General features: G+C 52.5%; 11 protein-coding genes. 1 reads left to right on the forward strand and 10 read right to left on the reverse strand.

The features are described 5' to 3' along the window. Positions 1–9: 9 nt before the first annotated feature. From LLG96_10180 to LLG96_10205, 6 genes are all read right to left on the reverse strand, one after another. Positions 10–924, reverse strand: a complete 915-nt coding sequence (locus LLG96_10180; protein MCE5250571.1) for a creatininase family protein — start codon at positions 922–924, stop codon at positions 10–12. Positions 925–1,047: 123 nt separating this feature from the next. Further along, complete coding sequence (locus tag LLG96_10185) at positions 1,048–1,767, reverse strand: hypothetical protein (GenBank protein ID MCE5250572.1); 720 nt, start codon at positions 1,765–1,767, stop codon at positions 1,048–1,050. Positions 1,768–1,996: 229 nt separating this feature from the next. Next, positions 1,997–3,985, reverse strand: coding sequence for an NAD-dependent DNA ligase LigA (gene ligA, locus LLG96_10190; protein MCE5250573.1), 1,989 nt, complete (start codon positions 3,983–3,985; stop codon positions 1,997–1,999). Continuing rightward, on the reverse strand, positions 3,955–4,518 hold the full coding sequence (locus LLG96_10195; protein ID MCE5250574.1) for a DUF4416 family protein: 564 nt from the start codon (positions 4,516–4,518) through the stop codon (positions 3,955–3,957). The genes ligA and LLG96_10195 overlap by 31 nt, the downstream gene beginning before the upstream one ends. A gap of 62 nt (positions 4,519–4,580) precedes the next feature. After that, entirely contained in the window at positions 4,581–6,029 is a 1,449-nt protein-coding gene (locus LLG96_10200) for an FAD-dependent oxidoreductase (GenBank protein ID MCE5250575.1), read from the reverse strand. 4 nt (positions 6,030–6,033) lie between these two features. Further along, a complete protein-coding gene (locus LLG96_10205; protein MCE5250576.1) occupies positions 6,034–6,981 on the reverse strand; it encodes an SDR family oxidoreductase in 948 nt (315 codons plus the stop codon). A 544-nt stretch (positions 6,982–7,525) separates the two neighbouring features. Here LLG96_10205 and LLG96_10210 point away from each other — a divergent pair. Further along, on the forward strand, positions 7,526–8,824 hold the full coding sequence (locus tag LLG96_10210) for a hypothetical protein (GenBank protein ID MCE5250577.1): 1,299 nt from the start codon (positions 7,526–7,528) through the stop codon (positions 8,822–8,824). A 52-nt stretch (positions 8,825–8,876) separates the two neighbouring features. On the opposite strand, the gene rlmD is transcribed toward LLG96_10210, so the two are convergent. Genes rlmD through rplQ form a run of 4 tightly spaced genes read right to left on the reverse strand, consistent with a single transcriptional unit; the run spans position 8,877 to position 13,338 of the window. Continuing rightward, complete coding sequence (gene rlmD / locus LLG96_10215; GenBank protein ID MCE5250578.1) at positions 8,877–10,229, reverse strand: 23S rRNA (uracil(1939)-C(5))-methyltransferase RlmD; 1,353 nt, start codon at positions 10,227–10,229, stop codon at positions 8,877–8,879. Next, a complete protein-coding gene (locus LLG96_10220) occupies positions 10,226–11,434 on the reverse strand; it encodes an FAD-binding oxidoreductase (GenBank protein ID MCE5250579.1) in 1,209 nt (402 codons plus the stop codon). Before LLG96_10220 ends, rlmD begins: the two co-directional genes overlap by 4 nt. Then, positions 11,431–12,693 (reverse strand): family 10 glycosylhydrolase, encoded by a 1,263-nt coding sequence (locus LLG96_10225; protein ID MCE5250580.1) that lies wholly within the window; start codon positions 12,691–12,693, stop codon positions 11,431–11,433. The genes LLG96_10220 and LLG96_10225 overlap by 4 nt, the downstream gene beginning before the upstream one ends. 6 nt (positions 12,694–12,699) lie before the next feature. Beyond that, complete coding sequence (gene rplQ, locus LLG96_10230; protein MCE5250581.1) at positions 12,700–13,338, reverse strand: 50S ribosomal protein L17; 639 nt, start codon at positions 13,336–13,338, stop codon at positions 12,700–12,702. Position 13,339: the final 1 nt, after the last annotated feature.

Below are 13,339 nucleotides of genomic sequence, written 5' to 3' on the forward strand. Positions count from 1 at the left end.
CATACGCCGTCACTGCTTTGTTTTAAGCGGCTGTTCGGAACCGTCGAAGAACTGATTCTGGAGCTTGAGAATGCTGTCGTCGGTTTTGAGCACCCTGATAAGCTTCACAAGCTGGTCGACCTCGCTGTTGATGAGCAGCTCTCCGATTGCACGGTCGGCGTGGCTCCCGTCCCCCGCATAATGATTCGGATACTTCGCATACCACCAGATTCCCATGTACGCATACGGAATCAAGCCGAGACGGTTTAAATCCTCGCCTGACTGATCTCTGCCGCGGTCCACATGAACCAGGTCAGGCCGGTGAACGAGCATGGTCGATGTTTCGCTCTCATCGGCATGTCCCCCTGTTGTGGTTTTACGGAGCGCGTTCACTTTTTTCTCCACTTCGGGATCATCGGCGGGACGGAACCAGACCACAACATAATCCTTGCGGCTTGCGAGCTGCGCCTGGCAGAAGTAGGGGAGAAAAGAATTGTTGCCGCCATGACCGTTCACGAGGATTATCTTTTTAATCCCGTTTCGGGCAAGCTCGTCGCACGTTTCCTGCAGCATATTCCAGACAAGCTGGGGACTGTATGCGATAGTTCCGGGCTGATGTTTCGCCTCGTATATCTGGCCGAAATAATACTGCGGGTAAATAATGGTATATTCCTTTTCGGCTGCACGCACCGATACTTCCCTGCAATCAAGCAGGTCCGTTCCGAGTGGCAGATGGGGACCGTGCTTTTCCAGGATGCCGATAGGAATGATACAGGTCATGCCCGATTTTTCAACAGCCTTTATAAAATCCGGCGCTGTCAGCTCCTCATACCTGACCGGCAGCTTCGCCGCTGCACCGGCTGACTGCTGGGCGGCTACGACACCCGTGAATGAAACTGACATCGCGCATGCTAAAATTCCAATTAACCCGCAGAGCGTTTTCATGGTGCTATCTCCCCAGATGAAAAGGTAATAATGGATATGGTATCCGCAAATACCGAACGATATGGTATACTATCCGCTCCCGGATGTCACGGTATCCATCTCCCTTTCCCCCGGAGAGGCCGGTCATACAGTCCTGAGCGGTTTGGCAAATATTCTGTTGAGGTATTGTATTACGAGTGAAAGCACTACATACAGGACTATCGCTACAGCCCCCATTCCCGCTTCATCAAATATCAATATGCCGAGCCATACCTTGACAGTATGGTGAAATATGCCCAGTACGGCACCCATTATTGTATCCGGCCGTGTTGCCATCGCCATGGTTACAGTACCAAAGTATACGTAAATTACTTCGTATAATCTCCAGGAAAGTATACCGGATATTATCTGATTTATTTTTAAATCAAAACCGTCGCACCACCAGAGCGAGAGATACAACATGAAAAACCACCTGAATTCATAGATTTTTATAAAAGACAGGGAACCGCGGGGTTTGACTGGCCGATGCAGAAAGGTCCATACAACCGGGAGAACGGTTACGACAAGCAGAATACCCATGAATATATATGGTTTAACAGCGACAAACCATGGCCGTTTCCCCCTTGCCATTTCCCTCTGCCATTTCACGAGCAGGGCGCCCAGAAGCAGTATCGGAGCTATAAAATAAAGAGTTTCCGAATAACGGTGATTACCCTGCATCAATACGGGGTATCCCAGATATAAAACGAGGCTGTCCACTGCCAGCGAGGCGGCAATATATGCCCCTATACGCCTTACGAGGGGTACATGTACACACTGTCCCGCCGCATAGTTCGGTGTATCATGATCCGCCATAGTATCCATCAAGGCATCCTATTGTGTACCGCGATATTATTTAAATGGCATCAAGTGATAAAATATGAACAAAATTATATACTAAAAACGGATAGAAAAGGCAACAAAAAATATAACTTCTGGTTATATGCATGAGGCAATGATGGAAAGGTTGATGTGAATCAGCTTTTTATCAGTTCAAAAATTTCATGGGTATTTTCATACATCACAAAACGTGCCGAATGGTAATCATCGACTTTTACTGCTTGAGACGTACCCTGAATTCCTCCTCGCCCAGGAGGGTAACACCGAGCTCTCTTGCCTTGTCATATTTCGATCCGGGGTCGGAACCGAACAACACATAATCGGTATTTTTCGAAACCGAGGACGATACATTCCCACCCCGCTCACGGATTAAATCCGAAGCCTCGTTTCGCGACATCGAACCGAGCGTACCGGTAAGCACAAACGTTTTACCGGCGAAAAAATCATCGGCGATACGTTCGCGTCGGTCGGTCTCAATGCGAAGTCCGTACGATTTCAGCCGCTCGACCGTCAACCGGTTTTCATCGTTGTCGAAAAACGCACGAATGCTTTCGGCGACAACCGGTCCGATATCCTCGACCGATTCGAGCTTTTCCCTGTCGGCGGCCATGAGCTCATCGAGCGATCCGAACTGCTCCGCCAGAACACGGGCGGAACCGGCGCCGACATGCCGTATGCCGAGCCCGTAGATAAGGTTCCAGAGGTCTTTTTTCCTGCTTTCTCCGAGCGCGGCAATGATATTATCGGCGCTTTTGTCCCCCATGCGTTCGAGCGCGGCGAGTTTCTCGCGGGTAAGCGTGTAGAGATCGGCATAATTACCGGCAAGTCCGCTCTGGACAAGCTGTGTGACGAGGGACGGCCCCAGACCCTCGATATTCATCGCCTCGCGCGAAGCAAAATGCAGGATTCGTCCCTCGACCATCGCGGGACAGGATGCGTTGACACAGCGCACTGCGACCTCGCGTTCATCGCGCACAAGCGGTGACGAGCATTCAGGGCAGACATCCGGCAGACGATAAGGTTTCGTACCGGGGGGACGTTTCTCGGCCACAACGCTCACCACTTTCGGAATGACATCGCCGCCCTTCTCGATGATGACCGTATCGCCGACCCGTATATCCTTGCGGGCGATTTCCTGCTCGTTATGAAGGGTCGCCCGGCTGATGGTCGAGCCCGCAAGCAGCACCGGCCTCAGCACAGCCACCGGGGTGACTGTCCCGGTCCGGCCCACCTGTGCGATAATGTCCTCAAGAACAGTCTCCGCCTGGCGGGCCTGAAATTTGTACGCAACGACGCCGCGGGGGCTTTTAGCCGTCGTGCCGAGACGGTCGAACTGATCGATTGAATCGACCTTGATCACGATGCCGTCGATGTCATAGGGGAGCGTGTCGCGCTTCCGCTCCATTTCCCCGGCGAATTCCATGATATCCTCGATTGAAGCGCACCGTCTCCGGTTCCCGTTGACCGGAAACCCGAACCGTGAAAGCATATCGAGCCGCTCCCACTGGCTGTCCAGCCTTCCTCCCGGTATCGCAAGCCAATATGCAAAAAACTTGAGCGGGCGACGGGCGACTATTCTCGGGTCCTGGAGTTTGAGCGAGCCGGCAGCGGCGTTGCGCGGATTGGCGAACAGTTTTTCGCCTGCTTCCTCACGGCCGATATTCATGAAATTTACCGCCTCGCGTTCGAGATAGACTTCGCCGCGGACCTCACAGTTTTCACTGAAATCAAGGATTTTCAGCGGAATGGCGCGGATGGTTTTCACATTGGGGGTGATGTCTTCGCCGGTCACTCCATCGCCGCGGGTCACACCGGTCCGAAGCACACCGCCCTCGTAGTGCAGAGACAGCGCAACGCCGTCTATCTTGAGCTCGCACGTGTACATGATCTCCTCGCCGGGGAGAAGCGACCGGACACGGCGGTCGAACTCGATGACCTCTTCCTCGCTGTACGTGTTGGCGATGCTGAGCATGGGGGATGTATGGGTGCGGGAGGGGAACTCTTTCGCGAGATCGCTTCCGACCCTCATGGTCGGGCTGTCGGGCGTTTTCAGCCCGGGATACTGACATTCGAGCTCTTCAAGCTCCTTGAGGAGCATGTCGTATGCTTTATCCGTGATCTCCGGTTCCGCCAGCACATAATACCGGTGATCGTGCTCACGGATACTCTTTTTCAAATACTCGATTCGTTCCCGGTCATCCATCGATACCTGTTCCTTTTTAAAAAATCGCGGACCTCGTTGAAGAATCCTATGGCAAGCGGAGTCTGATAGTCGGGATATGTATGATCGAGCGGTGCGAACGAATCCTTTAAAAACCGGAGCGTAACCTCGGCATATATTCCACGCCCTATATAGATACGGTGGCTGTAGTCTTTGGTGGTGGCGAGCACGAGTTTCGACAGGATGACATACCCCGGATCGATGTTGACCGTACGCAGGAGACGTTCACCGTCACTCCGGGCATACTCCGTTTCAATGGCATTGGTGAAGAGCTTGATATCCGGGAGGGATTCAAGCCCGATCGGGCGCTCGAAACAGCAGAAACGCTTTTTCAGGTTTTCTCCCATTTCGGCAGTATAGTAATCGGTCATGGTAAAATCGAACACATCGCTCATGAAGGCGACCGGCCCATATTTTTCGACGAGTTTATTCATGGAATTTTCAATTTTACACTCATCTGTGAAGGTGATACCGACAATGAGCGCGCCTTGGGTAACCGGTCGTATCTCTCCCATATATCTGTAATCCTTGATGTGCGATAGAAAATCTAAAAACCGGAAATTATCTAATACACTCGTTATTCGCCGTGATAGTGGAGAGTTTGAGAAGTTCGGGCATAGTCCGGGTCTCTGAACGGCCTTAACTGGGCCTCTTTGAAATCCTTGTCGTCGGGAGCCACATCATCGTACCAGTAAATGGGTGCGCCGCGCTTTATCACGAGCCATTCCTGGAGGCCGTGAGTGTGTTTCCGGTCAGTTGCAAGCGTTATGGTGTTGATTTTCAAGCCTGCGCAGTATGCTGCCGCTTCTCCGGCTGCCTCTCCGATAGCCCATTCAACGGACGGCGAGCCGTAAGCGGTACCGGCAACATAAGATGTGCTTATATTCCCCCCTCCTGCAAGATAATTCGAACAACTCTTTGTTACCAGTGCCCCGAGCGGGATCTGGAACGGTTTCGTCTGTACTATGAGCGGCTCCGAACCTGAATTCGCATTGGGGATAAGTATTGGCTGATATCCGATGCCTACGGAATCGTGGAAAAAACGGGCGCGTGGTCCCTCATGAAACTGAGCGGAAATATCCTGTTCGAAAACACGCTTGAGACCCTTGATTCGTCGGGGCTCTTTGTGGATAACCACAGCTACCATGATATCGGCTGCTCCCGGATTGCGCTGAAGATCGATTACAGAACACCGTGAAACGTTCCTGTGTGACTTTGAATTCCGGGTATTCGTGTAATAGAACACATCCTGTGCGGAAAGACTGTCGGGGATTTCGGCTGCATGAGGTTCGTCAGTTTCGGCCCTGCTTTCACGGCCGTAAGAATAATCAAGACCGAGCAGGGGGACAAGATCGCCGGTTCTCGTGGCATCGACAAACATCCACCCCGTAAACTGAGTTACGGTCAATGAGTCGAGATCCACTGCGACAAGCGATGTGATACGGTCTTTGAATCGTATGACCTTTGCCACTTTGTGACGCTTGATTATTGTGAGATTACCGTGATCGATCCGTTCCTGGAGCATCCGGTCGATAGCATCGAGCGCCGCTTCGGTTTCAAAACAGAGTCCGTTTGTCCTGAATTCCCCCAGCAGGGGATATGTATCACGAAAAAGGTCCGGAGGGGACTGGGACTTTTCCGCATACCACTCTTTGATTGTTGATCGGAATTTCTGATATGTTCTGGAAGATCCGGAGGTCTCGATAAAACCATTATCCGCAAAATAGCCGGTATCCTGATAGGCGAAACACCCGGCGATTCGGTCTGTTTCCTCGACAAGGATCGCTGTACGGCCCGAATAACAGATGGACAGCGCCGCGGCAATACCGCCAAGCCCCCCGCCCAGAATCACAAAATCCGCATCATAAAATTTATGGAGCTTGGTTTTGTCTCCGGAAAGAATAATCAGTTTATTATTCTCGGTATCCACAACCCGCAATACCGGTATATTTTTTTTCCCGCAATCGGAAAAAACAAGAAAACTGCTGATAACTATCAACAGAACTAAACGAATACTCCTGAACATGAAATCAATCCTGATGTTCCTTATACCAGACAAGTGCCCGTTTTAATCCTTCCCTCACGGTGATAGCGGGGTCGTACCCGAAAGCACTGCGCGCCGCACCGATATCGGCAAAGGAATCACGGACTTCACCGGGCCGTCCGGGACTATACTGCGGTGTAATGCCACAACCGAGCTCTTCCGCTATCATCGAGTACAGCTCATTGATGGAAATCTTCGTTCCCCCGCCGATATTGAAGGCACGGCCGTACGCTTCCGGTTTTGACTGGGTCGCGGCTTTTATATTGGCCTGAACGACATTCTCGATATGAACGAAATCCCTCGTCTGCAAACCATCGCCATAAATAGTCGGGGCATTACCCTTCATGAGCAGTGAAATAAAACGGGGAACCACGGCGGCATAAAACGAATTCGGGTCCTGACGTTTCCCGAAAACATTGAAGTAACGGAGACTGATTATCGGAATGCCGTATACCTCGCTGTACGCGCTGGCCAGCATCTCACCGGCGGCTTTCGATGCCGCATATGGCGACAGCGGGCACAGAGGCATGGTTTCCACATTCGGAAGGACTGTCGGATTGCCGTACACCGAGGTCGAGGAAGCCCAAACAACCCGTTTCACTCCTGCCTCGCGGGCGGCAAGAAAAACATTCGAGGTACCTTTGATATTTATCTCGTACGTATCTTCGGGCTTTTCGATCGAGAGGGGAACACTGCACAACGCGGCTTCGTGGAACACATAATCGGCGCCATCACACGCTCTGACACACGTTTTCTGATCGGTTATGGTGCCTTCGATAAAGGTGAAATTCCGGTTGTTCTCAAAGGATTCGATATTTTCCTTTTTGCCTGTCGACAGATTATCGAGAACGACAACTTCCGCATTCCCGTCGAGAAGCGTCTCAACGATATTCGATCCTATAAAACCTGCCCCGCCGGTCACGAGAAAACGCATGAGATATATCCTTCATCTGCTTGTGTATATTGAATAAACGATTTCAATATACGCAATTATTCGGTACCAGACAACGTGATAATGAAACCTTGAAACGGTATGAAGGGTTAATACTCCGGTGGTTAAATATGTAACAACCGACTTATACATGACAATTTAAAAAATCACAGATACGTTCGATTCTGCATAAAATCCCCCTTAAAAAGGGGGATGTCCAAAGGACAGGGGGATCAAGTATCTCAACAGGTTACGAAGATCCCCCCTGTAATCCCTCCTTATCGAAGGGGGGACAGAAAACGTGTATATATTCAGCGCATGTTTTTATCGATGATGTCATTGTATAATCACCGGAGCAATAATATCCCGATTAATCCATGATTATGAGTATAGGCCCCTGCTTAATCGAGGTAAAATGTAAGCGCAATGAGATGAATCCCCTATAAGGAGAGCTCAGAAAAAAATATATATTTCACGCGCCCGATGATTAAATATATTATTTGTTGCTTTCAGAGGTACGAAAATCATTCTCTGGAGAAATAATAACGTGACCGTATCCCCGAGAAGAGAATTCCTCAAAAAGATGCTGGCATCATCCGCTCTCCCGCTGTATCAGCTCAGCCTGTCATGCGGGAAACCGCCCGCTTCGTCGGCTGAAACATACCTTCACGCTCTCATGAAGATTTTCAGCGTTATCATAAGAACCGAATCCGGAGCCATCCGTGACGCCGCGAACCTTTCCGCGGATACGCTGATCGCCAGAAACCGCTGTTTTCTCTATACCGGATTTCCTGCACAGCCCGGTTATCTCAACGAGGATATGCCCGGGTTACCGCGGATTTTCATCAACCTCCGCTCTCTGCCCATGGCCGAAACCATACGATCCGGCGATATGCTCCTTGCGACGGATACCGGCGAATTCACCGATATCGCCCGGAAAAACGGCGCGCGCATTGTCGGTATAACATCACCGCCGTTTACCGATGAATACAAGCAGTCCCTGTACGGTTCTTTCGCGGTAATAAAACACATGGGAGACAGCGCCGACATGTTGATCCGCTCTCATCTTCCGTTCCGGGACGGGCTCGTGAAACGTCCAGAATATCCCTTTTCCATCCTTCCTGCCACTATTCCGGTGCGTCTTCTGCTGGTCATGGCGCTCGCAGGAGAAACCTACCGGCGATCGGGCGGCATTGGATTAACGGGAAACACACTTCCCCGCGATGCAGCCGGCTTCATCGGCACGGTTCTCGGCCGCATGAACGAGCTTGCAAATCAGGCTGCAACAATACATCAGGCCGGAACCATGGCGGCTGAACATATTGCCGGTGGAGGGCGTCTCTGGATTTATGACAGCCGCGATGCGCTGAAAACCATGCTGCCGGATGCATCGGGAATCCCGCTTTTCGCGCATCCCATTTCACGGCAGGAGATACAGGGCGGCTTCCTGAAATCCGGTGATGTCGTTCTGTTCGGGTCCCTGCGGTCGAATGCAACCGGAGACCTCAATCTCATCAGGGCGTTACGCTCCGTCACGAATGCCGTGATCACCATCTGCCCCCGCGATGAAACCGGAGGGTACCGCCTGTTCAAGGAATCGGCTCACGGCCTCGACAACCTGAGCTCCGAGAGCACCGGAGTCATGTCTTTCGATGACGGTCGCCCGCCATTTCTCCATACGGGCGGCATTATGAACTGTATTCTTATGTGGATGGTGATCGGAGCGATTACCGACAGTCTCGCTGAACGGGGGGAACCGCCCTGCTATCTCATGGGTTCTCATCTTGCGGGAAGCGAGCAGTACAACGCGGAAGCGCTGGCGATAGCAGATAAACGGGGATACTAGAAGAGCGGTGTGAAAATCATCTGTATTGTAGTACTGTATAAGCACCCTGGTATCAGAGTTCGAGGAGCACCACGGTTTCCACATGGGGCGTATGGGGCGACATATCGAACGCTCTGACTTCACTGACCCGGTATCCCGCCATCGCAAGCAGCTCGATATCGGCGGGCATCGCCTTGACGTTGCACGAGACATACACCATCCGCGGTATACGGAGACGCACGAGGTTGTTCATCGCCCTCGGGTGAATACCGGCGCGCGGCGGATCACAGACAACCACATCGAACTCACCTGTGCATCCGTCGAGGAACCGCTCGACCTGCCCCTCAATAAACGTACAATTGACAGCGCTGTTGAGCTCCGCATTCATCCGCGCATCGTTCACCGCATCCCCGACCGATTCGACCCCGGTTACCGTCCGGACTCCATCCGAGCAGAAAATGCCGATAGTGCCCGTTCCGCAGTAGAGATCGAGCAGCCGCTGGGTGCCGTCGGGACGGCAGAACGAGCGGATGGTATTATAGAGGTTGAACGCCTGGCGGGTATTGGTCTGGAAGAACGAATCCGGAGAAATCCTGAATGCACAGCCGCCGATGGTTTCTTCTATCATGTCTTTCCCGCGCAGAACCTCCCGTTCCTCTCCTGCTGCCACGCTGCCCGTGCGGCGGTTTATGCTTCTGACAATGGCGGTGGTTTCGGGAATCTCGCGGGCCATGTGCTCGGCAAAAGCTCCGGCAAGCGGGAAATCGTCCCCCGATGTCACGACATTGACCATAAAATCGCCGGTGTTTTTCCCGTCACGGATCATGAGAAAACGGAGAAGTCCCTCATGGGATTTGAGACCGTATACGCTCAGGTTGTGATTTATCGCGAAATCGCGGGCGGTTTGGACGGCGCGGTTGGAACGGTCGCTCTGGAGGAGGCACCGTTCGAGGTCGAAAACCCTGTCATACCTGCCGGTCTCATGAAGCCCGAGCTGTGCATGCCGTTCCTCGCCCGGAGAGCGGTCGAAGGAAAATTCCATCTTGTTGCGGTAGAAAAATATATCCGGTGATGGGACACAGTCGACAGTCCCGGCGTAGTCGATCCCCGGAATTGTGTTCAGCGTGTCTGTAACCAGCCCGGCTTTCAACCGGCACTGGTCGCCGTACGGGACATCCTGCCAGGCGCACCCGCCGCACCTGCCGAAATGAGGGCATTCGGCTTCGACACGTTCGACACCCTGTTCGACAATACCTTCGAGGTGAACCCGCGCAGAATGACGTTTGAGCCCCATGATTCGCACATCGGCCACATCGCCCGGAAGAGCGCCTTTTATTACGACTGCCCTTCCTTCGATACAGGCAAAACCTTTGCCTTCGGTTGACAGGCGTTCGATACGGATTCGTACGGTGTCGCCGCGTTTCATAAAAGCCCCAGGTGCGGGTTGAGTAAACCGTGAGGATCGAGCTCGCGTTTCAACGATCGTGCAAGCGCCAGTTCGCTTCCGGTGAAAAGCCCCTGAATCCCGCCGGTTACAACGGCTCCCCATTCCACGGGTTGTTTTCCGCCCACAACGAGCGATGTCTTTTCAAGGATTTGAACGGATTCTGCATCAGCGCACACGATATGGAATCTGCCTAAGAGCGGATGAGCTATTACCGGCGCATTGGGCATGCTCCGGGACAGACGGTCGAGGAAAGCTCCCGATGCGGATGGCGGCGCTGTTACGGTGTAAAAACCGGGTCCCGTAAGCCGTTTCGCCACATCCCTGTAATATGGCCTGAAAATCGTGCCCGGATCGCCCTCGTCATACCCGGTCGAGCCTGGTGATTCCATGAGGCGTCTGCACTGTCCGGCGCTCTTTGTAACGAGCGTTTCCATGCCTTCGATACCAATACCGGTAACAGTTTCTCCACCGAGTCCGTCGGGAGCGATCAATTCGAGGCTCGTCACATGGTTTACCCTGCCAAGTTGTGCAAAAATATCATCGGAGAGACGGGCGCCCCGAGCGAACCTCGCAACCGCACAGGTTCGTGATTCGGGCAGCGGGAGAACCTTGACGGTCAATTCCGTTACAATCGCGAAGAGTCCCATCGTACCCCATAGAAACCACGTGATATCATATCCGGTGACATTCTTAGGAGTTCGTCCGCCGAATCTGACAACCTTCCCTTCGGCCGTAACACACCGTACCCCGATGACCGCATCCCGGAAAGACCCGTAACCGGCTGATGAAGGCGCAACCGATCCGGAAGCAAACGCGCCGCCGACTGTAGCCGCAGAACCCGATGTGATATCGAGGGGAAGATGAAGGTTACCGGCGTGGGCCTCTTTCACGGCATAGTCGGCGACAGCCCCGGCCTGTGCCACGATGACAAAATCGTGGGGGCTCACTTCACGGACAGCCGAAAGCGCCCTGAGCGAGACGGTGACGCAGTTGTCCATTCGGGATGGAGCGGGCAGGGTACCTCCTCCGACAATATGAATTTTCACGCTTTTCCTGCCCGCCAGAACAACCGTACCGCAGAGCTGTTCCTCGTCAGCCGGTCTGAGAACCGGCGGATCGGCAGTCATATCGAAGTTTTCAGGGCCAATGAGATTTTCAAAATCCCCGTAAAACGCATCGCTCATTTTTTCGACCTCACATACGGTTTGAATTCCCCGGGCGGTTGCACGTTTTCGGAGGAAAGCTCGCGGAAAAATGTTGCCCGGTACTGCGAATTCTCCGTAAATGTAGAATAGGAAAACAGGCAATATCCGAGGAGTCCTGCCTCGCGGACGCTTGTTATCTGCTGCATCGCCTTTTCGGGGTCCATTCTGTAAATACCTATCCCGCCGATGATCTTCTTTTTATCGACCTTTTTGAGGGCTCTGTCAATGTTCGCGGTAAAAACACCGTTTTCAGGAAAGTAACCCATGGTGACGACAAAGTCAACTATGCCTTCATCGAGCCATCCGACCCAGTTCTGGCCAAACTCGTACATCGCCTCATCGGGATGAGGTTTCACCGCGGCGGAAAGCCTGATATGCCGGTCGACCAGCCTGATACGATCCGAAATGGCTCGCACGGTGCTGTCGATCTGACGTGTCCGGTGTGTAACCCACGTCTCGAGGAATTTCAAATCCGGATCGATTCCCTTGCCATTGTTCACAATATCGAGCGGATCGATACCATACCGCCGCTTGAACTGGCTCCGGACCGAACTGTGAAAATCAAAATCGCGCCCCGGGTAACGGACATAATCCAGGTGAACGCCGTCAACGGCATAATTCGTGACAACCTCGCTGATCACCCGGACGATGTATAACCTCACAGCCTCTACTCCGGGCGATAAATAACGTCCTTCAAGTGTAGGGCTGATGATGGAATCGCCGGGACATCTTCCCAGGTTTTTTCCCGTTTTCGATACCATGAACCAGTCGGGATGCATGTTTACCGGATGTTTTGGATCGACGGGGGAATCGGTCTGGGACCATGCCAGATATATGTTGAACCAGGCATGAACCTCGATACCACGCTTATGTGCGAGCTCGATTATGGTTGCGAGCGGATCGAACGAATCGGGGATGTTCGGGTAACCCTCAGGCGGCGGCACAAATGCGCTTTTATAGTAAGCATCGCCCCTTCCCCTGACCTGGACAAAAAGAACCGAGACATGAAGCGAGTCGGCAAGCGCCACAACTTTTTTAACACGCTCAAGGCTCACGATGCTGTCACGGACAACCCACAGACCGCGCACCTCAGACCCGGCATCAACCGCTGGCGTACGGGAGAAAAAGAGGAACAACAGTATTCCCACGCAGAAATAACGGGAAAACTCAGAACAAGAAAAGGGTGCGGTTTTAACTGTCCCACACCCTTCCATGCTGTATTCATATATAAGTGCCATGTACACTTACTCTGATTTCTCTGAGTTTTCCTCTCCGGCGGATTGTTTTTTCTCATCCTCCGCGGACGATTCAGCCGTTTCATCAGCCGCTTGTTCTTCACCTTCGGCGACTTCCTCAGAATCTTCAGTTTCCGTATCTTCGGCTTCGGCGGAAGCTTCTACAGCTTCAGTCTCTACTTCCTGAGATTCGGTTTCACCCGTTTCAACCGTTTTTCCGGTTTCTTTTGTGGCTTTTTTACGGGTTTTGGCTTTTGCTGTCTTCGTTTTTTTCGCGGCTTTTATCTCCGCTTCCTCACCGACAAACTCAATGAGAGACACAGGCGCGCTGTCGCCGTTTCTGAATCCGAGCTTGAGAATACGGGTATAGCCACCAAGACGATCCGCAAACCGTGGCCCGAGTTCATCAAAGAGCCTCTTGACCGCCAGAACATCCTTGAGACGTGAGAGCACAATTCTCCGGGCATGTAAATCGCCCCGCTTTGCAAAGGTAACCATGCGTTCAACGAAAGGTCTGATCTCTTTGGCTTTTGCATCGGTCGTTTTTACTCTGCCGCTTTTGATGAGTGAGGCCGCGAGATTCGTAAGCATCGCCGTGCGATGTGACTTTCTCCTTGAAAGTTTCCGGCCGGTTTTAAGATGCCTCATC

The sequence above is a fragment of the bacterium genome (assembly GCA_021372535.1).
In the GTDB taxonomy this organism is placed as follows: Bacteria; Latescibacterota; Latescibacteria; order Latescibacterales; family Latescibacteraceae; genus JAFGMP01.

Bases quoted from the DNA above. Each gene is read 5' to 3' on its own strand.
- LLG96_10180 (MCE5250571.1), bottom strand. From the start codon at position 924: ATGAAAACGCTCTGCGGGTTAATTGGAATTTTAGCATGCGCGATGTCA.
- LLG96_10185 (MCE5250572.1), bottom strand. From the start codon at position 1,767: ATGGATACTATGGCGGATCATGATACACCGAACTATGCGGCGGGACAG.
- ligA (MCE5250573.1), bottom strand. From the start codon at position 3,985: ATGGATGACCGGGAACGAATCGAGTATTTGAAAAAGAGTATCCGTGAG.
- LLG96_10195 (MCE5250574.1), bottom strand. From the start codon at position 4,518: ATGGGAGAGATACGACCGGTTACCCAAGGCGCGCTCATTGTCGGTATC.
- LLG96_10200 (MCE5250575.1), bottom strand. From the start codon at position 6,029: ATGTTCAGGAGTATTCGTTTAGTTCTGTTGATAGTTATCAGCAGTTTT.
- LLG96_10205 (MCE5250576.1), bottom strand. From the start codon at position 6,981: ATGCGTTTTCTCGTGACCGGCGGGGCAGGTTTTATAGGATCGAATATC.
- rlmD (MCE5250578.1), bottom strand. From the start codon at position 10,229: ATGAAACGCGGCGACACCGTACGAATCCGTATCGAACGCCTGTCAACC.
- LLG96_10220 (MCE5250579.1), bottom strand. From the start codon at position 11,434: ATGAGCGATGCGTTTTACGGGGATTTTGAAAATCTCATTGGCCCTGAA.
- LLG96_10225 (MCE5250580.1), bottom strand. From the start codon at position 12,693: ATGGCACTTATATATGAATACAGCATGGAAGGGTGTGGGACAGTTAAA.
- rplQ (MCE5250581.1), bottom strand. From the start codon at position 13,338: ATGAGGCATCTTAAAACCGGCCGGAAACTTTCAAGGAGAAAGTCACAT.